This window comes from Kitasatospora sp. NPDC001683 (genome assembly GCF_053596495.1).
In genome coordinates, this window is record NZ_JBSFGK010000057.1 from 1 (window position 1) to 24,477 (window position 24,477).

Sequence of the window (24,477 nt, forward strand, 5' to 3'; positions counted from 1 at the left end):
GTTCCCGGTTCGGAAGTAGGCGCCCCAGCCGCGCAGGATCGGATTCAACTCCGCGATCACCTCACGGATGTCCCATCCCGACCGACGGCGGTCGGCCCGCTCGCGGACCTTGTCCCGGAGTCGCTTCATCGCCGCCTGTGAGGGCCAACGGTGCAGGTAGAAGCGGACCTTGCGGTACTTCTCCCACACCTCGCCCGAGAAGCGGGCTCTGAAGTGGCAGCCGAGGAAGTCGACTCCTTCCCGGCCCTCTCTGAGGTCTACCACCTTCGTCTTGTCCGGGTGCAGCTCCAGCCCCAGCTCGCCGAGGATCTCCCCGACCGCCGCCAAGGCGTTCCTGGCATTGCTCACCGACCGGCACAGGACGACACGGAGAGTCGGCGGCGGGAATCTCACCCGCCGCCGCTCGCAGAACCGTGCGGGAGCCTCTCGGCTCACACGGCTCCCATCGTCCAGCCGTCGGGTTTGAGGCCGAACCGCCAGTGCGCGAACAGGTTCGGGTAGCGGCGGGCGGCGCCCGCCAGCAGTTCCCTCGCCCGCTTCTCGCGGCGGTGCAGTCGCTTGTACTTCCGGCAGGCCCAGCGCACCAACAGGTCGTTGATGCGCCGCAGGAGCGGATACAACATGGACTTGTAGAAGCGCCCGTAGTAGTTGATCCATCCCTGCACGATGCTGTTGAACATCCGCGCAAGGTCCATCAGGGACTTGTCACTGCGGCAGGCGACGCGCCAGGAACGGATCTCCTTGCCCATCGCCTTGATCGCCTCCTTGCTGACCGCGGGCAGGAAGTTCACGAAGTGCTTCCCGAACCGGTTCTTGGCCAGCCTGGGCCGGAACGTGTACCCGAGGAACGTGAACGACGTGTGCTCGTACGAGCCGCGCCGGTCGGCGTCCTTGCAGTACACGATGCGTGTCTTGTCCGGATGCAACTCCAGACCGACCTGCGCCAATCGCTGTGCGAGAGCATCCCGCACCCGGCGGGCCAGCCTCTCGCTGCCACAGTGGATCACCGCATCGTCGCAGTAGCGCTCGAACGTGACCTGCGGAAACTCCCGCGCCAGCCACATGTCGAACGCGTAGTGCAGATACAGATTCGCCAGCGTCCGCATCGACGTGCCGCTCACTCCGGTGTCTACCCGGACGGGACTCCCACCCGCAAGCCTGGACCAGCTTTCAGGACGCAACATGCGTTCGACCGTACCGGCGGGAACCGTACACTCACGGGCGCGGCAGGTGGAAGCACTCCAGTTCCATGCCGTACCAGCGGCCGGTCCGGCCGCGGGGCGTCATGCCGAGCCGACGGCACACGGCCGGGGAGGGCTCGTTGTCGGGCCGGACCACGGTGTGGATCTCCGGTAGGCCATCGGCGAAGCCCTTGGTGACGGCGCCTCGGGCGGCTCCGGTGGCGAAGCCCTGGCCCCAGCTGTCGGGGTGGAAGTGCCAGCCGACCTCGATCTCGCCGTCGCCCTCCGGGATGGGCACCAGCAGCACCGTCCCGGCGACCACACCGGTGTCCTTGCGCTGGACCGCCCACATTCCGAAGCGGGGATCGGCCGAGTACGAGCGGAACGGCTGTCCAGCACGGCATGGCGACAAGTGTCCTTGTTTCACCAGGAGTTGCGGCGCCTCAGGTTCGCGCGCGCAGGCGGCGGAGCATTCGGGCGTCCTGGAAGCCCACGGCTCGGGCGGCGGCCTCGGCGGTCGCGCCGTGGGAGATCAGGTGTTCGGCGCGTTCCAGCCGCAGCTCCTGCTGGTAGCGCAGCGGAGTGAGGCCGGTGGCCTCGGTGAAGTGGCGGGTGAGGGTGCGTTCGCTGACGCCGGACGCGGCCGCGAGCTCCGCCAGACGCAGCCGGGTGGTGAACCGGGCGTCGATCAGGTCCTGCACGTGGTGGACGGCGTCGACGAGGTGGGCCCGGTGCCGGAGCATCGCGCTGGTCTGCTGCTCGTCGCCGTTGCGCCGGGCGTAGACGACCATCTCGCGGGCGATCCGGGCGGCCACCGCGGGCCCGTGCCGGCCCGCGACCAGGTGCAGCGCGAGGTCGATGCCGCTGGCGATGCCCGCCGAGGTGACCACCCGGCCGTCCACCACGTAGAGCACGTCGCGCACCACGTACGCCCCGGGGTGGCGGGCCGCGAGTTCGTCCTGCGCGTCGTGGTGGGTGGTGCAGCGGCGGCCGTCCAGCAGCCCGGCGCGGCCGAGCGCGGCCGCACCGGTGCAGATGCTGGCGACCGTCCCGCCCGCCGCGTGGTGGGCGGCCAGCCGCTCCAGCGCCGCGGGGGACGGGCCCCCGTCGCCCCGGACCGTCGACTCCCGCCAGCCGGGGACCACGACCAGGTCCCCGGCCGACAGCGGCGGCCACTCGGTGGCGGCCCGCAGCGGCAGCCCCTGCGCCGTCGGGACGTCCTCCTGCTCGGCCACGTAGCCGATCTCGTACCCGAGCCCCAGATCGGCCGCGGTCGAGAAGACCTGGGCGGGCCCGGCGAGGTCCAGCAGCTGCAGCTGCGGGACCAGCAGGAAGACGACCCGGGTCACGATCCGGTCAGCTCCTCGACGGTGGCGATCCTCGCGAAGCGGCCCGACAGCGCGTACTCGGTGCGGGCGGTGATCTCCTCTGTGGAGAGGGTGCGCGGGTCCGCGAGGATCTCGGCCAGGCTGCGCCCGGGCGGCGCGTCCCGGTGCTCGATCGGGTGGGTCGCGGTGGCGTCGGTGACGAAGGTGACGTCGTAGCCGAGGTCGGAGGCGACCCGGGTGGTGGTCTCGCAGCACTGCTCGGTGCGAATGCCGCTGACGGTCAGTTCGCGGATGCCGCGCTCGGTGAGCTGCTGCTGCAGGTTGGTGGTGGTGAACGCGTTGTGGGAGGTCTTGGTGATGACGGGCTCGCCCTCGGCGGGCACCAGCCCGTCGATCATCCGAACGTACCCGAGGGCGGGGTCGAAGACCGTCCCGCTGCCCGCGTCGGCGTGCAGGAACCAGATGACCAGGTCCCCTTCGGCGCGGGCGCGTGCGACCAGCTTGTTCACCTGGCCGACGATATCGGGGTTGGAGACGGCGGCCCACTTCTCCAGCCGGCGGAAGGATTCCTGGACGTCGATGACGAGGAGTGCTCTGTTCATGCCCCGATCCTGGCGGGCCCGGGCCCGCCGGTTGAAGACACCATCGGGGCCCGATCCGGAACGATCCGGTCAACCGTGTCAGCCCTGTAGGCCCACTCAGCCCGGTCAGCCCGGTCAGCCCGGCCGGCCCGGTCAGCCGAAGATGGCGCTGGGCTCGCCGGCGAACCAGGTGTTGTCGATGCGCATCCGCCGGATGACCCAGCGGTCGCCGTCGCGGACCAGTTCGACGTCGTATGGGTTCTTCAGCAGCGCGTGGGTGGCGGGGTCGGCGATCAGCAGGTGCTGGGCCTCCACCAGGGCGGTGAGGCGGGCGGTGTCGCCGTCGACGGTGATCCGCGGGTTGGTGACCTGGTGGGTGGTGTCGACCCGGCCGGTGAACATGGCCAGGATGGTGCTGACGATGGTGTCCCGTCCGGACATCAGCGGCGGCTCGGCGCCCCACTTCGCGGCGGCCGGGCGGAAGTCCAGTTCGGCGTCGACGGCGAAGGCCGAGGCGAACAGCTCCTTGTCCTTGAGGTCCTGGCCGAGGCCGAAGCGGTAGAGCGCGTCGATGATCTCCGCGCGATCCCGGAGCTCGGCGACGACCGCGGCGGTGTCGTGGGCCGGGGCGGTCAGGGCGCGGTCGCGGGTGACGTACATGGTGGGTTCCTCCGAGGGTCTGTGCTTCCGACAGCTCTGATCATGCTGTGGGCTGTGTGGATCATCAATGCGCGTTCGTGCCACGATCGTGAAGCCACGGTTAACGATGGAAGCGAATGAAGGAGGGGCGGGATGCTGGAGCGGCACGAGCTGGAGGCGTTCCTCACCCTCGCCGAGGAACTGCACTTCGGGCGCACCGCCGAACGGCTGCACGTCTCCACGGCGCGGATCAGCCAGACGATCGCCAAGCTGGAGCGCCGGATCGGCGTCCCACTGTTCCACCGGACCAGCCGCCGGGCGGAGTTGTCGCCGGTGGGGCGGGACCTCTACGAGGAACTCCGGCCCGCGTGGTCCCGCATCACCGCGGCGGTCACGCGGGCCGTCGACGCGGGGCGCGGCCTGAGCGGACGGCTGCGGGTCGCCTTCACCGGACCGGCAGCCGGCCAGCTGCTGGTCGGCGTCGCGCAGGAGTTCCGCGACCGGCACCCCGACTGCGACGTCCAACTCCGTGAGGCCCAACTGCCGGACGTCCTACCGTGGTTGCGCGTCGGGACGGTCGATCTCGCGCTGACCCTCCATCCGCTAGGAGCCGAGGACGTCGTCCTGGGGCCGGTCCTGGTGCGCGAGGCGCGGATGCTCGCCGTGCCGGCCGGGCATCCGTACGCCCGCCGCGAGGCCCTGTCAGCGGCGGACCTGAACCGGGTGACCGTGCTGGAGGCGGAGGCCATGACGTTCAACGAGGCGCTCACGCTCGTGGGCGCCGGGGAGGGCGTCTTCGTGGTCGGGGCGCACGCCAGACGGTACTTCGCCCGTCCGGACGTCGCGTACGTGCGTTTTACGGACGCCGAGCCGGTCGAGTGGGGATTGGTCTGGCACACGGACGGCGCCACCGCCCGCGTCCGTGCGTTCAGCGCGGCCGCCGTAGCCGTGGTTCAGGCGGTGTAGCTCACCGCGGCCGCTTCGCTCCGTGGACCGAAGCGGCCTCCCAGAGGATCCTCAGTCCAGGCAGAACTCGTTGCCCTCGATGTCCTGCATCACGATGCAGGAATCGTGGCCGTCATACAGCAGCTGCAGCCGTACCGCACCCAGCGCGACCACTCGCTCGCACTCGGCCTCAAGCGCGGCCAGGCGCTCCTCACCCACGAGCCCCGTACCGACCCGCACGTCGAGGTGCACCCGGTGCTTGACGACCTTCCCTTCGGGAACGCGCTGGAAATACAGTCGTGGACCGACCCCCGAGGGATCGCTGCAGGCGAACCATGAACCCCGCTCCCCAGGAGAACGGGAACTCTCGTAATCGGCCCAACTGGCGAACCCCTCCGGCGGCTTCGGTACGACGTACCCCAGCACCTCACACCAGAAGCGGGCGACGCGCTCAGGTTCTGCGCGGTCGAAGGTGACCTGGACCTGCCTGATCGTTGACATCGGCCCACCACAGTGGCGCGTGCTCATCGGCGAGACGTCAGATCGCGCATCACGCCGAAGCGTTCACCACCCGGCCGAGGTGCCGGGCGAAGAACCGGACCGCGCTGTCGAGCTCGAACCGGGGCAGCTCCTTGTGCCTGCCCGAGTTCACGTGCAGGGACTTCTCCGTCGAGGCGAAGGCGTCGAACAGTGCGAGGCCCTCCTCGCGGGAGATGTGCTCGTCGTCCCACTGGAGGTCGAACTCGATCGGGATGGTGATCCGCTTCGCGCACTCGGCCAGCACGTCGGGCCAGTGCTGGCCGAAGACCGCGGCCGTGATCCGGGGCTCGGCGGCCACGAACGGGACACCGATCGCGGTGCCCATGTTGATGCCCCAGAACCCGACCGGCCCGTCGGTTCCGATCTCCGGCAGCTGCTGGAGGGCGTCCAGCAGCGCGTGGTACTCGGGGACGGCGGTCCTGGCCAGGTGGTCGTTGTAGCGGACCACGATCGGGCCCTCCGGCTCGCCGGCCGCCCGGGCCGCGAACAGGGCGGCTATCTCCTGCTCGTCGTGCTCGGTGCGCGGCCGGTCGCCGTGACCGGGCGCGTCGAGGACGGCCACGTGGTAGCCGCAGCCGCGCACCAGGCGTGCGGCACGGCCCGACATCGCGGGGTGCTTCTTGTGGTTGCCGCCACCGTGGGCCTGCAGGACCAGCGGCGCACGGTCCACGTCGTCCGCGCCGTCCGCACCGGGCTCGGGGGACCAGAGGACACCGGGGACGCCGTTGACGGTGAACTCGCGTTCGAGGATGCCGTCGGCGGTGGACTTGGTGGTGAAGAGGAAAGCGTTCATGGCAGTTGCCCTTCGAGAGTGCCTTGCAAGGGGGCGCTCCCGGCGAGAGCTACGTCAGTCGCCAGTCGTGACAGCAAGGGGGAGCACCCATATCGGTACAGCGTTCACGGGTCTCACCTCCTCGGGCGGTGTCACGGTCGGCTGAGAAGCTATCAGCTGGATCACCATCCCCTCCATCCCTTTTTCACCGTCCGCGCCAGGCGCCCGGCAAGCCCCCGCCTCGGCTGGGACCGATCGACGGGGACCAACTCGGGCGCCCCTCCTCAGTGGCGGTGGTGGTTGTCGGGTTGGGCCGGGTCGCCGGGGTGTTCCAAACCCTCCACCAAGGTGAGGCGTTGGGCGCGTTCGTGGTCGAGCCAGCGGACGAAGGCGGTTCGGCGGGCGGCTGCGCGGAGGGCGGGGGTGGGGTCGGGGGTCCGGGGGATGGTGAGGGTGGCGAGGAGCATCGCCTTCCAGGGGCCCACGGTGACCCACTCCCCCGGCGGGGCGGCGCGGAGGGCCTCCGCGAGGGCGGTCGGGAGGGTGTCGGGATCGGCCTCGAGACCGCCGTCGGGGAGGGCGAGGTGCCAACGGGTGGCCGGCGGGCGGGTGGTCAGGGTTCGGTAGTGGGCGATGTCGGCGGGTGACGGCTCGACATCGGCGGTCACGGAGTCGTAGACGACCCGCACGGCGGCGCTGCCCTCGTAGGCAGCCGCCGTGATGGAGCCGAGTTCGACGGCGGCCTGCTGGTCCAGTCGGGCGGGGGCGGACTCGGCGACGGGCAGCCCGCGTTCGGCGGCGACCGCCTCGCAGAGGGCTTCGGTGAGGAGTACCTGCGCGACCCACCTGATCAGCTGGCGGTCCTCCGAACTGCCGGGCCGAGGCAGCGCGGTGGAGCGTGGGCCGTTCCGGAGTGCGGCGAGGCGCTGGTCGAGGCCGGTGCGCGGAAGCGGCTGCCCGTCGAGCAGGCCGAGCGTCATGCTTCCACCACCAGGGCGACGGTCGGTGCGTACTGACAGCGGCCGAACCACATCACCTTGGCCAGTGCCCAGTACGAGCCCGGGTCCATGGCCTCGGGGGCGGCGATGGCGAAGTCGACGGTCACGGAGGAGCCGGCCGGCACGGCGAAGCCGCGGACGGGATCGGCGATCGCCTCCCAGGTGCCCCACGGGGAGACCAGTTGCAGCTCGCCCCGGATCTCGCCGCGGGTGCGGTTGGTGAGGGTGAGGCCGAGGGCGGCGCGTCCGCCGGGGGCGACGCGCAGGACCTCGTCCGAGACGGCGAGGTCCAGGCCGGTGTCCCGGCCGGTCGCGGCCTTGGTGCCCTGGGCGGCCGTCCAGTCCTCCGGGGCGTCCCCGGCGACGGGCAGCAGCTCGGGCAGATCACCGACGGCGATCGTCACCACGTCCTCGATCTGCTGGCCGTCGTGCTCGATCCGGACGGCGGCGAAGTGCAGCCCGGGTTCGGCGTCCGCCGTCGGGGTGAGGGTGACCGGGAAGCGCAAGTGGCCGCCGGGCTCCAGACGGTACGGGCGGCTGCCGAGGCTGGTCGCCCAGCCCGACGGTGGCAGCACCACGGCCGTGCCCTCGACCGCCGCGTCCCGCAGCTGCGAGGACAGGGCGACCGAGAACGTCACCGCCTCCCCGGCCGTTCGCAGCAGCCCGGGTGAGGCGCCGACCGACACCGGCAGGTAGCCGAGCGGGGCCGGGCCCCGGTTGTGCAGCCAGTAGCGGGCGTGAACGGGCTGGGCGGGTTCGGCGGCCGGGCCGAGAACCGGGCCGTCGGCCGGGGCTGCAGCCATCGCAGGAGCCGAGAGCAGGGTGGCGATCTGCGCGCCGGCGAGGCCCAGGTCGGCCGGGCCGAGCGGCCGTTCCAGCAGATCGGCGTGCCGCAGCCGCTCCAGACCGAGCGCCCCGCCGAGCTGCGCCGTCCGCCCGAGGCCGGTGGACTCGACCAGCCGGACGGTGAGGTCGTCGTTCCGCTCGGACGGAGCCGAGCCGTGCGCGATGGGGTTCCCGGCCGGTTTGAGCGCGCCGAGCAGCACCTGGCGTTGCGGTTCGACCCGCAGCCAGGACAGGGTGCCCGGAAGCGGCCCGTCCTGCGCGTCCACGATCCGCGCGTACAGCGGGTGGTTGAACTCCTGCCCCCGGGCGGGCAGCGTCTGGTCCCGCCAGTCGCCATCCCCGCCCACCAGGGCGTAGCTGAACTCGTGTGTCCAGTGCTGGAGTTGGAAGGACGCCTGATCCGGCAGGGAGCGCCGCGGCGGGTCGATCCACACGCCGGACGGCCAGCCGGTGCAGGAGCGCATCAGCGACAGGTGCAGCGCGCCGGTGGCGTCCACCGCGAAGCCGGGGAGGCCGAAGCTGAGCAATGCCACGGTGTGGTCGGCGAGTTGGTCCGCGACAGAGGAAGGGCAGACCGCGGTGATCCGCGCGTCCGCGAGGTCGTCGACCAGCGCCGGAACGTCGGACACGACCAGCGCGGGCAGGACACGGAGGTCCCGCAGGTCCGCGTCCGGCCGCCACACCTCGGCGAGAGGTGTCAGCGCCGGCACCCACACCGCACCGTGCGCCTTCAGCACGGCCGCGTACTCCTCCCCCGCACGCTCGATCAACTCCCGTGCAGCCTCGTTGACTTCCGGACCGCCGACGACGATCCGGAAGTCCGGCAGATTGGAGTCGACATCGAGCCAGCCGTACCGCGCCCAGTCCGCCGCCGAGGTGGTGGCGGTGACCCCGACCCGGGCGAGGGCGACCACCAGCGGGCGGGCCTCGGCCGCGTCGTCCAGGGATGGCACGATCACCTCCGCCACCCCGAGCGCCCGCGAGCCGACGACGCCCCCCGCCGCGTCGGTGAGCACGGTCCGCGCGGTGGCGCCCAGGCCGAACCAGGTGTTGGCCGGGTTGTCCAGGGTCCACGGCGCCTGCGCCGAGTCGACGTCCGGCATCGCGAAGCCGCGTCCGATGACCGCGCCCGCGACCTCGCTGACCGGGAGTCCGCCGGGGACGTCCACCGGGAAGCGCAGCCGCAGCAGCCGGTCGGCGCCGGAGTAGTCGACGACCCTGGTCCGGCAGTCCACCCGGTCCAGGCCGCGCCACAGCGTGACCGTCTGCTCGTAGCGGACGCCGTCGACCGTCCCCCCGATCACCAGCCGCTCGCCGAGCGGGCCGGTCTCCCGGCGGACCTCCGCCGCCACTGCTCCCGAGCCGAGCACCGGACCGCTCGGCACCAGGTGCCAGGGGCCCTCTCCGAAGTCGGGGTGCTGCGGATACTCCTCGTACACCCGAAGCTCGTTGCCGAGGCGGCCCTCCTGGATCAACTCCCGTTCGTGCATTAGGTCGTGGACCGAGCTGAGCCCGCCACCGCGCGCCGGGTCGGCCGTCACCCGGTAGCGCCCGTTGGTGATCGTGGCACCCGCGGTCGCGGTCCAGGCGTCAGCAGGCTCACCGGGGACCAGCCGCCAGGTGCGCCAGCCGAGCGCGGGAACGTCCTCGGCGAGGAACCGCAGCGTTCCCCGGTCGACGGCGCTCGGCACGGGCCAGCCCGCCTCGTCCAGGACCCGCACCGGCGGTGCACCACAAGGGAGTTCGACCGTAACCAGGTCCGTCCGGTCGAACGAAAGGGTATTGGTCACCACCACCGCCGACCCGGCCCCCACCGTCGAGATGCGCGCCGTCAGCGCGTCCAGCGCCGCGTCCCGGACGGCCGACGCCAGGTCGTACGCCTCCCGCCAGCCGCCCAGCAAGTCCAGGTACACCTGGTCCGACTCGGAGCCGGTGATCGCGTCATGGTGTGCGCCGTAGGCGAGTTGGCGCCACACCTTGTCGAGCGCGGCGGCCGGATAGCTCCCGAGCCCGTTCACGACCGCGAGCGTGGCCAGCTTCTCCGCGTCCACCGCCGCGACCTCACCCGCGCGCCCAGCCTGCTTGGTGTCGATGTACGAGACGTCCTTGCCGGTGTACACGGGGTTCATGTCGCGGGTCTGCGGGCTGGGTCGGCGCCCGAGCGTGGCGAGTTCGGCCCGGACGGCGTCCAGGAAGTCCCGCGGGGTGGCGCAGACGAAGCGCGGCCACAGGTACTTGGCGGCCCAGGAGCGGTGGATCTCGGTGACCCACTTGTTCGGCGGGGTGTAGTCCGTCCCCACCGGCAGCAGCAGGTTCTTCGTCGCTCCCACGGGCTTGAGCTTCCGGTACAGCTCGTACACCGCCTGCTCGGCGGCGGCCAGGTCGGACGAGGAGTCCATCCACCACCCGGCCGAGTAGTGGTGCGGCATGTAGTGGGTGAGCACGCCCTCCCCACCCGGCGCGATCCATTCGAACTCGCTCGGGAACTGCATCACCCGGGCGTCGTCCTTGCCTTCGCGGAAGTTCTTCTGGATCGGGCCCCACTGGTGGAACGGCCCGCGGGCCCAGGCGCTGCCGGTGAGGCCGGCCGCGGCAAGGTGGCCGGGGAACTGCGGGTCGTGCCCGAACACGTCGAGCTGCCAGGCGGTTCGCGGGTCGCCGCCGAGGACGTCGCGCTGGTAGCCGATGCCGTGGACGATGTTGCGGATGGTCGTCTCGACGCCGGTGAGGTTGGTGTTGGGTTCGTTGTAGGTGCCGCCGACGAGTTCGACCTGCCCGCGCTCCAGCAGCATCCGCAGCGTCTCGCGGCGCTCCGGATGCTGGTCGAAGTACGGCTTCAGGTAGTCGACTTCGGCGAGCACGAACTTGTACACCGGGTCCCTCAGGGCGAGGTCCAGGTGGGCGTCGACGAGGGCGAAGCCGTTGCGCTCCCAGAGCGGACGGGTGGTGGCGTCGGCGGAGAGCAGCTCCCAGGGGGAGGTGTAGGCGGCCTGGGTGTTCCACCACACCGGGTCGTAGTGGAAGTGGGAGACCAGGAACATCGTCCAGCCCGGCTCCGCGACCTCCACCAGGGCATCCTCCGAGACGGACGACACCCGGACGGTCACCGGAAGTCGGTCTCCCGGGGAGGCTCCGGTGATCTCCAGGGGGACTTCGACCAGCCCCGTGCCGGTCGCCTCGCCGTGAACGCCCGCTCCGCTGACCGTGATCCGGGCGGCCGGGCCCTCGACGGCCACCCGCAGGATCTGGCGCGGGGCCTCCTCGGGGCCGACGAAGAGGTCGGTGCTCTCGACGGCGGTGATGGTGGTGACCGGCACGGGCATGGTTCCTTTCCGGGAAGGCGGGCGGGGCTACACGCCCCAGGCCTCGAACTCGTAGATGCGGGCGGCCGGATCGGTGCTCTGGGTGGGTTTGGTGATGACCAGCCGGACGTAGCGCGCGGTGGTGTTCACCGGGTGGGTGGTGGCGCCCGCGGCGTTGCCGGTCGTGGTGGCGACCGTCGTCCACGGGTCGCTGGTCCTCGAGCGGACCTGGATGGAGAAGTCCCGGGTGTTGTAGGAGGCGCTCTCGCCGCCCGCCGAAGCATGCTTCACCACGAACTCGTCCAGCTTCTTCGCCGAACCGAGGTCCACCTCGAGCCACTTGGCGGGGGTCAGTGTGCACCACTTGTCACTGGTCCCGCCGCCGACGCTGCCGTTGACGGCCTTGGCCGGCCCCTCGTAGGCGTTGCACTGACCGGAGGCGGTGGCCGGACGGTTCAGCGCCAGGTCGGTCGAGCCCGAGGGTGGCGTGCCGTTCCAACTCACCACAGTCGAGGCGACGTTGGAGTGCCCGTAGGTGGTGGACACCGCCTCGACGTCCAGCGTGGTGGCGGCCTCGCCGCCGGCCCGGTCGAGACGCCCGACGAAGTACGCGTCGTTGGGCGTGGCCCCCAGGAAGGTGCGGCTGCCGTCCGCGTTGCGCCGGTACACCTCGTAGTGGTGGACGTTGCCGCCGGGCGCGGCCCTCCAGGAGAGCCGCAGCGACTGGCTGGCGCCCGCGGTCACGTCGCTCGCGCCGAGGACGGTCAGCCTGCTCGGCGCGGCCGGTGTCTCCACCGACCCGTCGTAGAGGGCGACTTGGCCGACGTACAGGTCATACGCCGGGTTCGATCCTGAAGAACCGTCCACCTGCAGCGCGAGCTGGGAGATGGTCCGGCCCGCGTACCGGGAGAGGTCGAGCGTGTGCCGCTCCCAGCCGGTGCCGGGGTTGTCCCCGACGTCCACGGTGGTGAAGCTGCCCGGGGTGTCGGTGAAGGAAACCGCGGCCCTGAGCTTGGTCGGGCCGGCGGCCGGGGACTTGACCACCAGGTCGAGCCTGGTGCTCGCGGCGACCGGCAGGCTGCTCTGGTAGAGCCGCACGGTGTTGGTGGAGTCCAGGGTGCCGGTCAGCCGCAGCGAGGAGCCGCCCTGGTAGGAATCGGCGAAGTCGATCGACGGACTGAGCTTGCTGCCGCTGGAGTCGACCACCCAGCGGTAGGTCGGCGGGACGTCCTGCAGCGAGAGGTTGTTCCAGCCGCCGGTGGCGACCCGCACCCCGGCCGCGTTGTAGAAGTCGCCCTGCCCGGTGTCGAAGTTGGTGACGAAGGGCTTGGCGGTGATCGGCGAGGACTCGGCCACGTAGCCCGCCAGGCCCGGCCAGCTGCTGGAGAGGTCGGTGTCGGACGGGTCGTTGTTGGCACCGACCCAGTAGCGGGCGTCCCTGGCGTAGAAGTCGGCGCGGTCGGTGGCGGACTTCCAGGTCCACTCGGGGCGGTAGAGGCCGAGCGAGGCGGTGTGCGGCTGACCGGACGGGAAAAGGGTGTTCCAGTCGACGGAGGTGTTGTATCCGTTCGCCTCGGTGTCGGCGCCGGAGTACAACTCGTATTCGCTGCGCCCAAGTTGCCGGGCCAGCGTGCGGGAGGAGTCCAGGCCGTCGGACGTCCAGCCGAAGTTGAGGAACATCGAGTCCGCGGTGCGCTTCGGACCGTCCTGCAGGAAGGGCGAGTTGGCGGGGGTGAGGGCGTTCTGCCAGTCGACCGCGCCCGTGGTGGTCATCGCGTCGTACCACATGAACTCGGTGCCGCTCTTCGCCTCGGTGTACTGCATCAGCTTGCGCACGTCGGTCGCGAGGTCCGAATCGCCGCCGCCGGTCTCCTGGTTGACGAACCAGCCGTCGAAGCCGTAGTACTGGGCGGCCTGCACCAGCTTGTCGGCGACGGGGTAGCGGTCGCCGGACTTCTGGACGAAGTCGCGCACCCACTGGAGCCGGCCGCCGTACGCGGTGGGTGGGAAGAAGACGGTGCCGTAGACCTTGACGCCGTTGCGGTGGGCGGCGTCGATCACCGTCGGGTTCGGCGCGAGGATCAGGCCCTCACCGGCGGAGCCGCCCCAGAACACCAGCTTGTCGACGTACTGCCAATAGCCGAAGGCGTAGTAGTTGGGGTCGGCGGATCCCTGGGAGGGGTTGTTGGAGGTGGGAGCGAAGGAGACCAGCGAGGCGATCTTCCCTTCGCCCGCACGGGCGTTGGGGTTCGCGGCCAGGGCCGGATCGCTGGTGCGCGGCTGGAGCGGGACGCGGGAGCGGTTGAACCGGGCGTCCGGGTCGGTGGCCGGGTCCCAGTCGAGGATGCTGCTGGGGTACCAGTACGAGGCGTACGGCTGGTTCCCGGGGGCGGCGACGACCGGCGCGGCCGCACCGGGAGTGGCCTGGGCGGCGGTGGGTACGACGCCCAGCGCGGTCGTCACGAGCGCGGCGCCGAGCAGCAGGGGGAGACGTCTTGACATGCGGTGGCTCCGATCGAGCGGAGTGGGTGGGGGCCGGGCCCACCGGCAGCGGCCGGCCCGGGTGCATGCGGGCGTGGCGGTGCTCATCGAGAGGGGGAATTCAGCGAACATGACAGCGGACACGACAGCGGGCAGTGCGCAGGGCCGGACCCCCTCGGCGCAGGAGGCTAAACCGGTTCAGAACCCGTGTCAACGGCTCGCGCAGCAACCCCACCCACGGGTGAGGGCGGCGAGGTGGACTCCCGTACGGTCAGCCGGGGCGTGGGCATCTGCAGGTCGCGTCCGGGCCCGGTGCCGTCCAGCGCCTCCAGCAGGCTGCGCGCGACCTGCTCGCCGAGCGCGAAGGTGTCCCGGCTGAGCGCGGTCAGCGGCGGGTGGACGATTCGGGCGAGCACCGAGTCGTCGAAGGAGACGATGGACAGCTCCCCTGGCACGGCGACGCCCATCTCCCCCGCCACCCCGAGCCCGGCGACGGCCATCACGTCGCTGTCGTAGACGATCGCGGTGGGCCGCCTGGCCCGGGAGAGCAGGGTCCGGGTGGCCGCCGCGCCCTCGGCGTCGCTGAAGTCGGTGGGCACCGACACCGCCTCCTCCAGCCCGAGCCGGCGCGCGGCGTCGCGCAGCGCGCGGATCCGCCGCTGGGTGTGCTGGAAGTGCGGCAGCCCGGCCAGGTGGGCGATCCGGCGGTGCCCGATGGCGGCCAGGTAGTCGACGATCGAGAGCATCGCCTCCCGGTCGTCGGCCCAGATCCGCAGCTGGTCGCCGCCCTTGCCGGGACCGCCGAGGACGACGGCGGGCAGCCCGAGTTCGTCCAGCACCGGCAGCCGCGGGTCCTTGACCTGCAGGTCCACCACGATGAAGCCGTCCACCCGGTGCTCGGAGGCCCAGCGCCGGTAGACCTCCACCTCCGCGGCGGTGTCCTCGACCACCATCAGGTGCAGCGCGACCGAGCTGGCCGAGAGCACCGCCTGCAGGCCGGAGAGCAGTTGGCTGAAGAACGGCTCGACGCCGATGGTGCGCGCCGGGCGGGCGATCACCAGGCCTACGGCGTCGGACCGGGCGCCGCCGAGGGCGCGCGCGGCGCTGTGCGGGCGCCAGTTCATCTCCTCGGCGACCCGCAGGATCCGGGCCCTGGTCGCCTCGCTGACCCCCGGGCGGCCGTTGAGCGCGAAGGAGACCGCGCCCTTGGAGACCCCGGCCTGACGCGCGATGTCGGCGATCGTCGGTCTGCCCACGGAACCCGACTCCTTCTCTTGACAGCCAAGTTTAGGCGGGAGCATAGTCCCTGCCAGAGCTAGACCGGTTTAGTTGGTCGATATCCGAAACACGACACAACCGAAGAACGCACACCCCGAGCTCGGCGCGATCCCCCACCCACCCCAGGACCGGGAGACCCTCATGCGAAGAATCTGGGCGGCACTGACGACGACGGCCCTCGCCACGGCGGCCCTCACCGGCTGCGGACTCGGCTCCGGCGACAGCAAGAACGGCGACAGCGTGGCGAGTGCGGCCGCCACCGGCGAGGTCAAGGGCAAGGTCTCGATCCAGACCTGGGCGCTCAAGCCGAAGTTCACCGACTACATGCAGGGCGTGATCGACGGCTTCAAGAAGAAGTACCCGGGCGTCGAGGTCGAATGGCTCGACCAGCCCGGCGAGGGCTACTCCGACAAGGTGCTCAGCCAGGCCGCCTCCGGCACCCTGCCCGACGTGGTCAACCTCCCGCCGGACTTCGCCTTCCCGCTCGCCAGGAAGGACGTCCTGTTGGACGTGGCCAAGGCCGACCCCAAGCTCTCCGACGAGTACGTGGCCGGCGGCGTGGAGGCCTACCGCTACCACGGCTACCAGGGCACCTTCGGCTACCCCTGGTACCTCAACACCGACGTGAACTACTGGAATTCGGACCTCCTCACGAAGGACGGCCTGGACCCGAGGAAGCCCCCGACCACCCTGGACGAACTCATCGCCCAGGCCCGGGTGATGAAGCAGAAGTCCGGCGGCCAGGACTACCTGATGAGCCGAAAGCCCGGCCTCGGCGACCTCTACAACATCGGCGTGAAGATCATGGCCGACGACGGCAAGTCCTTCACCTTCAACACCCCCGAGGCCGCCGCGCTGCTCGACAAGTACCGCGACGCCTTCAAGGAAGGCCTGATGCCGAACGGGGTGCTCACCGACACCTACGCCGGCAACTCCAAGCTCTTCAGCGCCGGCACCGCGGCCTGGACCACCGGCGGCGGCAACTACATCACCAGCCTCGCCACCGACAACCCCACCCTCGCGCCCAAGGTCGTCGCCTCCCCCGCGATGTCCACCCCGCCGTTGTACGTCCAGGGCCTGTCCATCCCCAAGAACACCAGGAACCCGGCCGCCGCGGTCGCCCTCGCCCGCTGGGTCACCAGTCCCGAGAACCAGGCCGCCTTCGCCCACCTGACCAGCGTCTTCCCGTCCACCAAGGCCTCCGCCGGCGACCCGTTCTTCAGCAAGGGCGACGGCACCAACGCGGGCGACGCCAAGGTGATCGCCTTCGACTCGCTCGCCAGGGCCAAGCTGATCCAACCGGTCGAGGTGGACGACGCGATGGGCACCATCGTCAAGCAGCAGTTCGCCCTCGCCATCAGCGGCCAGACCAGCTCCAAGCAGGCTCTGGACACCGCGGTCGAGCAGTGCGACAAGCTGCTCAAGAGCTGACCCCGCCACGCCTGAAGCCCCTACCGGCGAAGCGGCGGGCCCCCACCCGCCGCTCACCGGGGAGTGAAGCGCATGTCCCAAGCCCCCCGGAAGGCCCAGCCCCAGGAAGGCATCCGCATGACCCACCGGCGTTGGTTCACTCCCTGGCTGCTCGCCGGCCCCGCGATACTCTGGCTGGCCGTCTTCAACCTCTGGCCGGCCGTCAACACGGTGATCCTGTCCTTCACCAACGCCAGGCCGATCGGCGGCGGCCGGTTCACCGGCCTGGAGAACTACGGCCGCCTGTTCGACGACGCCCAGCTCGCCGACGCCCTGCTCAACAGCATCGTCTTCATGCTGGTCTGCCTCCCCCTGCTCACGGTCCTCCCGCTGCTGCTCGCCCTGCTCGTCCAGCGCCGCATCCCCGGCATCACCTTCTTCCGTACCGCCTTCTACACGCCGGTGATCGCCTCCGCCGTCGTGGTGGCGCTGATCTGGGGCTGGGTGCTGGACGACCGGGGCCTGGTCAACGGCGTGCTCCGGCAGAGCGGCCTCGCCGACTCCCCGGTCGCCTTCCTCACCGACCGCTGGCTGCTGCTGTTCAGCGCGATCGCCCTGACCGTCTGGAAGGGGCTGGGCTACTACATGGTCATCTACCTGTCCGCCCTCGCCAACGTCCCGCACGAGCTGCACGAGGCGGCGGCCGTGGACGGCGCGAACCCGCTGCGCCGCTTCTGGCACGTCACCCTGCCCGGGGTGCGCCCGACCATGGTGCTGATCTCCGTCCTCATCTCGGTGAGCTCGCTGCGCGTCTTCTCCGAGCTGTACGTGCTCTCCAACGGCCTGGGCGGCCCCGGCGGCCGCGACATGTCGGTGGTGATGCTGATCCAGATGTACAGCCGCGGCTTCAACGGCCACCTGGGCTACGCCTCCGCGCTCAGCCTGATGCTGTTCGTCATCACCCTCGGCCCGATGCTGTTCCTGATGCGGCTGAACCGGAAGGCGGCCTGACCTCGTGACCACCGTCCGCAAAACCGTCACCACCGTCCGCGAACCCCGAACCGCCGTCCGTACCACGCCCGTTCGCCCGCGGACCGCGCGCGGTCTCCACACCCCCTCCCCCGCCCGGACCGCGGCCCGCTACCTGCTGCTGCTGCTCGTCCTGCTGCTGGTGATCGGCCCCTTCCTGTGGCAGCTGTCCACCGCCCTCAAGGGGCCGGCCGAGGACGTCTACTCCCGCACCCCGAGCTTCCTGCCCGACCAGCCCACCCTCGGCAACTTCGGCAAGGTCGCCGACACCATCCCGGTGTGGGCCTACGCCCTCAACTCGGTGATCGTCGCCGCCGTCTGCATCACCGGCAACGTGGTCGGCTGCACCCTGGCCGGCTACGCCCTCGCCCGGCTGCGCTTCCGCGGGGCCCGGCTGGTCCTCGGCCTGTTCCTGGCCACCCTGGTCCTGCCCGGCGAGGTCACCATCGTCTCCCAGTACGTGCTGGTGCGCAGCCTCGGCCTGGCCGACAGCCTGGTCGGCGTCGCGCTGCCCGGGGCGATCGCGATGCTCAACGTGCTGCTGATGCGCACCGCGTTCGCCGCCGTACCGGCCGAGTTGGACCAGGCCGCGCTGGTCGACGGCGCCAACGTCTGGCAGCGGCTGTGGCACATCGGCCTGCCGAACGTGCGCGGCATGCTCAGCGTGATCGTCATCTTCACCTTCATCGGCGCCTGGGACGACTTCCTCTGGCCGCTGATCGTGCTCAACGACCCGCAGAAGTACACCCTCACCGTCGGGCTCCAGTACCTCAACGGCACCTTCTCCGCCAACCCCCGGCTGATCGCGGCCGGCACCATGATCGCCTTCCTGCCGATCGTCGTGGTGTTCGCCGCCTGCCAGCGCTTCTTCTTCGAGGGCGTCGAGCAGGGGGCCGTCAAGGGATGAGCCCATCTCCCCTACGCCACAGTTCAGTTGAGGAATCCCTCCATGACCACCACCGCGCAGGCTCCGCGCTTCGGCGTCAACTACACCCCGAGTGCCGGCTGGTTCCACCACTGGCTGGACTTCGACCTCGACGCCGTGCGCGCCGACTTCGACTCCATCGCCGCCCTCGGCCTGGACCACGTCCGGGTCTTCCCGCTCTGGCCGCTGTTCCAGCCCAACCGCGCCCTGATCCGCCCGCGCGCCGTCGAACAGCTGACCGCCCTGGTGGACGCGGCCGGCGAGCGCGGCCTGGACGTCGCGGTGGACGGCCTGCAGGGCCACCTGTCCAGCTTCGACTTCCTGCCGTCCTGGACCCGGACCTGGCACCGCCGCAACCTCTTCACCGACCCCGAGGTCCTCGACGGCCAGGCCGCCTACCTGCGCACCCTCGCCGGGGCGCTGCGCGAGCGGCCGAACTTCCTCGGGATGACGCTCGGCAACGAGATCAACCAGTTCTCCGGCGCCCCGCACCCCGACCCGGACCGGGTCACCCCCGCCGAGGTCGAGGCCTGGCTGCGCCGGATGCTCGCCGCCTGCGAGCGGGGCGCACCCGGGCGGCTGCACCTGCACGCCTCCTACGACGCGGCCTGGTACCTGGACGAACACCCGTTCACCCCCTGGCACTCGGCCCGCCTCGGCGCCGCCACCGCCGTGCACTCCTGGGTGTTCAACGGCACCGCCCAGCGCTACGGCGCCCACTCCACCGCCACCACCCAGCACGCCGCGTACCTGGTCGAGCTGTCCAAGGCCTGGGCGGACGACCCGGCCCGCCCGGTCTGGCTGCAGGAGGTCGGCGCGCCCGCCCCGCACATCACCGCCGAGGACGCGGCCCGGTTCACCGGTGCCACCGTCGAGGCCGTGCTGGACTGCCCGGACCTCTGGGGCGTCACCTGGTGGTGCTCGCACGACGTGGACCGCTCGCTCGCCGATTTTCCCGAACTGGAGTACGGCCTCGGCCTGTTGACCACTGACGGGACGGTCAAGCCGGCCGGCGCCCGGCTCGCCGAGGCCGCCGCCGAGGCCCGTCGCGGCTGGCAGCCGCCCGAGCCGCGCGGCACCGCCGTGGTGGTCGCCACCGGCGATGAGGTCACCTCTCCCCGCCGCGCGCTCTGCGGCCCCGGCGGCCCGGTGTACGAGGCCTTCATGCGCCTCGCCGAGGCCGGCGCCCGCCCGACCACCGTGCTCGCCGAACGCGCCGAGGACCGGGCACACCTGGCCGCGCGCGGCATCACCGAGGTGGTCCACCCCTCCGACGTACGTTCTCTTCAACCGTCCCCAGCACGCAACGGAGCCTGCCGACATGCACGATGACCGCACCCTGGTCGAGTCCCGCCTCAAGCGGGTCCTGGAGGAGCGCATCCTCCCGGCCGTCTACCCCGAGTCCGTCCCGCTGGAGGTCGGCATCTGGACCGCCCCCGGCGAGCCCGTCCCGGTCGCCGAGGGCTTGGCCGCGCCGCGCACCCCGATCGCGGTCGGCGACGCCTGGGGCGCGCCCTGGGGCACCAGCTGGCTGACGGTCTCCGGCACCGTGCCCGAGGCCTGGGCGGGCCGGACGGTCGAGGCGCTGATCGACCTCGGCTTCGACGCCAACATGCCCGGTTTCCAGTGCGAGGGCCTGGTCTACCGCCCGGACGGCAGCCCGGTGAAGGGCCTCAACCCGCGCAACCAGTGGGTGCGGATCGCCGCCCCGGCGGCCGGCGGCGAGCCGGTGCTGCTGCACGTCGAGGCCGCCGCCAACCCGGTCATCCTGGACTACCACCCCTTCCTGCCCACCGAGTTGGGCGACCAGGAGACGGCCGGCGACCAGCCGCAGTACAAGCTGACCCGGATGGACCTCGCGGTCTTCGACGAGACGGTCTGGCAGCTGTCGCTGGACCTCGAGGTGCTCGGCGAGCTGATGGCCGAACTGCCGGTGGACGGCGCCCGGCGCTGGGAGATCCTGCGCGCGGTCGAGCGGGCGCTGGACGCGATCGACCTCCAGGACGTCAACGGCACGGCGGCCGCGGCCCGTTCGGAACTCACCGCGGTACTGGCCGCACCCGCCGCCCCGTCCGCGCACCGGATCAGCGCGATCGGCCACGCCCACATCGACTCCGCCTGGCTGTGGCCGCTGCGCGAGACGGTGCGCAAGGTGGCCCGCACCACCGCCAACATGACCGCCCTGCTGGCGGACGAGCCGGACTTCCTGTACACCATGTCCCAGGCGCAGCAGTACGCCTGGATCAAGGAGCACCGCCCGGAGGTGTACGCGCGGGTCCGCAAGGCGGTGGCCGAGGGCCGGTTCGTGCCGGCCGGCGGCATGTGGGTGGAGTCCGACACCAACATGCCCGGATCGGAGGCGATGGCTCGTCAGTTCGTGCACGGCAAGCGGTTCTTCCTGGAGGAGTTCGGGGTCGAGAACCACGAGGCCTGGCTGCCGGACACCTTCGGCTTCACCGGCGGTCTGCCGCAGATCATCCGCAACGCCGGCTCCAGGTGGCTGCTGACCCAGAAGATCTCTTGGAGCCAGGTGAACAGGTTCCCGCACCACACCTTCCTCTGGGAGGGCATCGACGGGACCCGCATCTTCACCCACTTCCCGCCCGTGGACACCTACAACTGCTCCATGAAGGGCAGCGAAATCGCCCACGCGGCACGGAACTTCAAGGACAAGGGGGTGGCCAGGCACTCGATCGCGCCGACCGGCTGGGGCGACGGCGGCGGCGGGACGACCCGCGAGATGGTCGGCAAGGCCGCCCGGCTGCGGGACTTGGAGGGCTCGGCCACCGTCCGCTGGGAGAAGCCCGCCGAGTTCTTCGCCAAGGCCGAGGCCGAGTACCCGAACCCGCCGGTCTGGGTCGGCGAGCTCTACCTGGAACTGCACCGGGCCACCCTGACCAGCCAGGCGAGGACCAAGCAGGGCAACCGGCGCAGCGAGAACCTGCTGCGCGAGGCCGAACTCTGGTGCGCCACGGCTGCGTTGCGCACCGGCGCGGCGTACCCGTACGAGCAGCTGGACCGGATCTGGAAGACCGTGCTGCTGCACCAGTTCCACGACATCCTGCCCGGTTCCTCGATCGCCTGGGTGCACCGCGAGGCCGAGGCCACGTACGCGGCGCTGGCGGCGGAGCTGGAGGCGCTGATCGGCGCCGCCCAGCAGGCGCTGGCCGGGGAGGCCGCGGGCGGGCGCGAGCTGGTGTTCAACGCGGCGCCGCACGCCCGCTCGGCCGTCCCGGCCGGCGGGGCGGCCGTGGTGGCCCGCGCCGAGGCGGGCTGCACGGTAGTCGAGCGGCCCGAGGGCGGTTTCACCCTCCGCAACGGCCTCCTGGAGGTCACGGTCGACGCCGACGGCCTGATCGGCTCGGTCGTCGAACTGGCCGGCGGCCGGGAGACCGTCGCCCCCGGCAGCCGCGCCAACCTGCTGCAGCTGCACCCCGACTTCCCCAACATGTGGGACGCCTGGGACGTCGACCAGTTCTACCGCAACACCGTCACCGACCTGACCGGCGTGGACTCGCTCACCGCGTCCGCCACCGGCGCCGCCGCCGTCGTCCGCGTCGCCCGCTCCTTCGGCTCCTCCACCGTCGTCCAGACCCTCACCCTGCGGGCGGGCAAGCAGCGCCTCGACATCGGCACCGAGGTCGACTGGCACGAGACAGAGAAGTTCCTCAAGGCCGCCTTCCCGCTCGACGTCCACACCGAGCGCTACGCCGCCGAGACCCAGTTCGGCCACCTCTACCGCCCCACCCACACCAACACCAGCTGGGACGCCGCCAAGTTCGAGGCCTGCAACCACCGCTTCGTCCACCTCGACGAGCCCGGCTGGGGCGTGGCCCTGGTGACCGCCTCCACCTACGGCCACGACGTCACCCGCACCGTGCGCGCCGCCGACGGCGGCACCACCACCACGGTCCGCTTCTCGCTGCTGCGCGCCCCGCGCTTCCCCGACCCGAAGACCGACCAGGGCGTGCACCGCTTCCGCCACGCGCTCGTCCCGGGCGCCACCATCGCCGACGCCGTCCGCGAGGGCTACCGGATCGGCCTGCCCGAGCGGCGGGTGACCGGCAGCGCCGAGGAGGTCGCGCCGCTGGTCGAGCTGGACAACGACGCCCTGGTGGTCAGCGCGGTCAAGCTCGCCGACGACCGCAGCGGCGACCTGGTCGTCCGGGTCTACGAGGCGGGCGGCGGCCGTGCCCGCGGGCGGCTCACCACCTCCTTCCCGCTGGCCGGCGCCGTGCCCTGCGACCTGCTGGAACGGCCCTGGGACGGCACCCGCGGCGAGGTGACGGTGGAGGACGGCGCGGTGCGGCTGGCGCTGCGGCCGTTCGAACTGGTCACCCTGCGGCTCACCGCGGCCCGCTGACCGACGTACCGTAAAGGCGCCCCGGCCCCTCCGGGTCGGGGCGCCGCGCCCACTCTCCTGGAGCCCGCCATGCCGCTCACCCCCCTGTTCGCCGCCGTCGACATCGGCGGCACGAAGATCGCCGGGGCGCTGGTCGACGGCACCGGACGGCTGCGGCACCGGCTCCAACTGCCCACCCCGGCGCGCGAGCCGGGCGCGGCCGTGCTCGCCGTCGTGCACAAGGTGCTGGACCAGCTCGCCGGTACGCCAGACTGGGCCGCCGTGACGGCCGTCGGCATCGGCAGCGCCGGCCCGGTCGACCTCGCCGACGGCACCGTCAGCCCGGTCAACATCCCCGGCTGGCGCGGCTTTCCGCTGGTCGCCGAGGTCGCCGCGCACCCGGCGGTGGCCGCCCGCGCGCTGCCCGTCCGCCTCGCCGGGGACGGCGTCGCGATGGCCGCCGCCGAGCACTGGCAGGGTGCGGCCCGGGGCGCCGACAACGCGCTCTGCCTGGTGGTGTCGACCGGCGTCGGCGCCGGGCTGGTGCTGGACGGCGCCGTCCGGCCGGGCCCCAGCGGCAACGCCGGGCACCTCGGCCACATCACCGTCGACCTGGACGGCGACCCCTGCCCGTGCGGCTCCCGCGGCTGTCTGGAGGGCCTGGCCAGCGGTACCGCGATCGCCCGCCGGGCGCTCGCCGAGGGCTGGCGGCCGCCCGGCGAGGACCGCACCGCCCGCGCCGTGGCCACCGCGGCCGCCGCCGGCGACCCGATCGCGCTGGCCTCCTTCGACCGGGCCGCCCAGGCGTTGGCCGCCGGGATCGCCGCCACCGCCGCCCTGGTCGACCTCCACCGGGTGGTGGTCGGCGGCGGCGTCGCCACCGCCGGGGAGGTGCTGTTCGCCCCGCTCGCCCGCCACCTGGACCGCTACGCCGCCCTGTCGTACGTCCGCGGCCTGGACGTGCGCCGCGCCGAACTCGGCACCGACGCCGGGCTGATCGGCGCGGCCGCGCTCTGCCGCTGACCGCCCTCCCGGACTACCTCCGCGGCGTGGGCGTCGAGTTGACGGCCAACTCGGACAACGTGCTGCGCTGCGGGCTCACCGCCAAGCACGTCGACGTGCCCGGCCTGCTGGCCGTCACGTCCTTCCGCGCCGCCGAGCCCGCCCGCCGCACCGCGCACCCGGTGAGCGCCGTGGAAGCCGAATACCCCTCCCCCGCTGAGGAGTTCCGGCTCTCCCGGCTGCACCCGACCGCAGTCCCCACCCGGATCGAGCTGCCCACCCCGCAGATCCTGCTCTGCATCGCGGGCCACGCCCGGCTGAGCGCCCCCGGCCACCCCGCCCTCGACCTGCCCCGGGACGCCTCCGCCTACCTGCGCCCGGGCGCCGGACCGGTCGAGCTGACCGGTCCGGGCGCGCGGCTGTTCCGGGCCACCACGGGCGCCCCGGCGCGTGTCTGATGCCTCAGGCCGGCAGCGGATGGCCGAAGAGCAGGTCGTAGCCGTCCGGCAACTGCTCGATCACCTGGTCGAGCAGTTCCCCCGGGACGAGGTCGGCCACGGTGCTGAGCACCGCCCCGATGTCCCACTGCGCCGTCGCCGGCGTCGCCCCGTCGATCCAGCCCACCACGGCCTCCACGAACCGCTCGGCGGTCAGCGGCTCGGCGGCCGGCTGGGCGTCCCGGAGCAGCGAGGCGTACGTCCCGGGCAGCGCGTCGGCGAGGTCCAGCCGCTCCGCGCCCACCAGGTGCTCGCCCAGCAGGGCCAGTACGACCCGGGCGGCATGGTCCGCCTCCGCCTCACCCCGGTACTCGCCGCGCTCCGCGACACGGGCGAGGAAGTCCTCCCAGGAGATGGTCATCGCGTCCTCCTTCCGGTCGG

21 protein-coding genes are annotated in these 24,477 nt (G+C 71.9%); 8 read left to right on the forward strand and 13 right to left on the reverse strand.

What is annotated here, in order from left to right:
- From ACWCYO_RS26875 to ACWCYO_RS26900, 6 genes are all read right to left on the reverse strand, one after another.
- The coding region (locus tag ACWCYO_RS26875) for a group II intron maturase-specific domain-containing protein (RefSeq protein WP_449785622.1) at window positions 1-348 on the reverse strand (348 nt) is incomplete at its 3' end.
- Between the two features lie 83 nt (window positions 349-431).
- Window positions 432-1,184 carry a group II intron maturase-specific domain-containing protein gene (locus tag ACWCYO_RS26880; RefSeq protein ID WP_449785623.1) on the reverse strand — a complete coding sequence of 251 codons (753 nt, stop codon included), beginning with the start codon at window positions 1,182-1,184 and terminating at the stop codon, window positions 432-434.
- 31 nt (window positions 1,185-1,215) lie between these two features.
- Window positions 1,216-1,608 (reverse strand): GNAT family N-acetyltransferase, encoded by a 393-nt coding sequence (locus tag ACWCYO_RS26885; protein ID WP_449785624.1) that lies wholly within the window; start codon window positions 1,606-1,608, stop codon window positions 1,216-1,218.
- Window positions 1,609-1,624: 16 nt separating this feature from the next.
- Window positions 1,625-2,530, reverse strand: coding sequence for a GlxA family transcriptional regulator (locus ACWCYO_RS26890; protein WP_449785625.1), 906 nt, complete (start codon window positions 2,528-2,530; stop codon window positions 1,625-1,627).
- Window positions 2,527-3,111 (reverse strand): cysteine hydrolase family protein, encoded by a 585-nt coding sequence (locus ACWCYO_RS26895; RefSeq protein ID WP_270148920.1) that lies wholly within the window; start codon window positions 3,109-3,111, stop codon window positions 2,527-2,529. Before ACWCYO_RS26895 ends, ACWCYO_RS26890 begins: the two co-directional genes overlap by 4 nt.
- 132 nt (window positions 3,112-3,243) lie before the next feature.
- Entirely contained in the window at window positions 3,244-3,750 is a 507-nt protein-coding gene (locus ACWCYO_RS26900; protein WP_270148919.1) for a nuclear transport factor 2 family protein, read from the reverse strand.
- Window positions 3,751-3,882: 132 nt separating this feature from the next.
- Between ACWCYO_RS26900 and ACWCYO_RS26905 the strand changes: the two genes are divergently transcribed.
- On the forward strand, window positions 3,883-4,695 hold the full coding sequence (locus ACWCYO_RS26905) for a LysR family transcriptional regulator (RefSeq protein WP_270148918.1): 813 nt from the start codon (window positions 3,883-3,885) through the stop codon (window positions 4,693-4,695).
- 51 nt (window positions 4,696-4,746) lie between these two features.
- On the opposite strand, the gene ACWCYO_RS26910 is transcribed toward ACWCYO_RS26905, so the two are convergent.
- The 6 genes from ACWCYO_RS26910 to ACWCYO_RS26935 all read right to left on the reverse strand — a co-directional run bounded on the left by ACWCYO_RS26910 (window position 4,747) and on the right by ACWCYO_RS26935 (window position 14,869).
- Entirely contained in the window at window positions 4,747-5,175 is a 429-nt protein-coding gene (locus ACWCYO_RS26910; protein ID WP_449785626.1) for a VOC family protein, read from the reverse strand.
- A gap of 49 nt (window positions 5,176-5,224) precedes the next feature.
- A complete protein-coding gene (locus ACWCYO_RS26915) occupies window positions 5,225-6,007 on the reverse strand; it encodes an alpha/beta hydrolase (protein WP_449785627.1) in 783 nt (260 codons plus the stop codon).
- A gap of 263 nt (window positions 6,008-6,270) precedes the next feature.
- Entirely contained in the window at window positions 6,271-6,966 is a 696-nt protein-coding gene (locus ACWCYO_RS26920; protein ID WP_449785628.1) for a DUF7158 domain-containing protein, read from the reverse strand.
- A complete protein-coding gene (locus ACWCYO_RS26925) occupies window positions 6,963-11,153 on the reverse strand; it encodes a glycoside hydrolase family 38 N-terminal domain-containing protein (protein WP_449785629.1) in 4,191 nt (1,396 codons plus the stop codon). Before ACWCYO_RS26925 ends, ACWCYO_RS26920 begins: the two co-directional genes overlap by 4 nt.
- Before the next feature lie 27 nt (window positions 11,154-11,180).
- Complete coding sequence (locus ACWCYO_RS26930) at window positions 11,181-13,634, reverse strand: endo-beta-N-acetylglucosaminidase (RefSeq protein ID WP_449785630.1); 2,454 nt, start codon at window positions 13,632-13,634, stop codon at window positions 11,181-11,183.
- Window positions 13,635-13,801: 167 nt separating this feature from the next.
- Window positions 13,802-14,869, reverse strand: a complete 1,068-nt coding sequence (locus tag ACWCYO_RS26935; RefSeq protein ID WP_270148911.1) for a LacI family DNA-binding transcriptional regulator — start codon at window positions 14,867-14,869, stop codon at window positions 13,802-13,804.
- A 163-nt stretch (window positions 14,870-15,032) separates the two neighbouring features.
- Between ACWCYO_RS26935 and ACWCYO_RS26940 the strand changes: the two genes are divergently transcribed.
- The 7 genes from ACWCYO_RS26940 to ACWCYO_RS26970 all read left to right on the forward strand — a co-directional run bounded on the left by ACWCYO_RS26940 (window position 15,033) and on the right by ACWCYO_RS26970 (window position 24,057).
- A complete protein-coding gene (locus tag ACWCYO_RS26940) occupies window positions 15,033-16,322 on the forward strand; it encodes an ABC transporter substrate-binding protein (protein WP_449785631.1) in 1,290 nt (429 codons plus the stop codon).
- Window positions 16,323-16,439: 117 nt separating this feature from the next.
- Complete coding sequence (locus ACWCYO_RS26945; protein ID WP_270148908.1) at window positions 16,440-17,312, forward strand: carbohydrate ABC transporter permease; 873 nt, start codon at window positions 16,440-16,442, stop codon at window positions 17,310-17,312.
- A 4-nt stretch (window positions 17,313-17,316) separates the two neighbouring features.
- Window positions 17,317-18,237, forward strand: a complete 921-nt coding sequence (locus tag ACWCYO_RS26950; RefSeq protein ID WP_449785632.1) for a carbohydrate ABC transporter permease — start codon at window positions 17,317-17,319, stop codon at window positions 18,235-18,237.
- 42 nt (window positions 18,238-18,279) lie between these two features.
- Complete coding sequence (locus tag ACWCYO_RS26955) at window positions 18,280-19,587, forward strand: glycoside hydrolase 5 family protein (protein WP_270148905.1); 1,308 nt, start codon at window positions 18,280-18,282, stop codon at window positions 19,585-19,587.
- A complete protein-coding gene (locus ACWCYO_RS26960; RefSeq protein ID WP_449785633.1) occupies window positions 19,577-22,618 on the forward strand; it encodes an alpha-mannosidase in 3,042 nt (1,013 codons plus the stop codon). Before ACWCYO_RS26955 ends, ACWCYO_RS26960 begins: the two co-directional genes overlap by 11 nt.
- Before the next feature lie 69 nt (window positions 22,619-22,687).
- A complete protein-coding gene (locus ACWCYO_RS26965) occupies window positions 22,688-23,620 on the forward strand; it encodes an ROK family protein (protein ID WP_270148901.1) in 933 nt (310 codons plus the stop codon).
- A 26-nt stretch (window positions 23,621-23,646) separates the two neighbouring features.
- On the forward strand, window positions 23,647-24,057 hold the full coding sequence (locus ACWCYO_RS26970; protein WP_449785634.1) for a hypothetical protein: 411 nt from the start codon (window positions 23,647-23,649) through the stop codon (window positions 24,055-24,057).
- A 4-nt stretch (window positions 24,058-24,061) separates the two neighbouring features.
- Here ACWCYO_RS26970 and ACWCYO_RS26975 read toward each other — a convergent pair whose 3' ends face one another.
- Window positions 24,062-24,457, reverse strand: coding sequence for a DUF2267 domain-containing protein (locus ACWCYO_RS26975; RefSeq protein WP_270148899.1), 396 nt, complete (start codon window positions 24,455-24,457; stop codon window positions 24,062-24,064).
- Window positions 24,458-24,477: the final 20 nt, after the last annotated feature.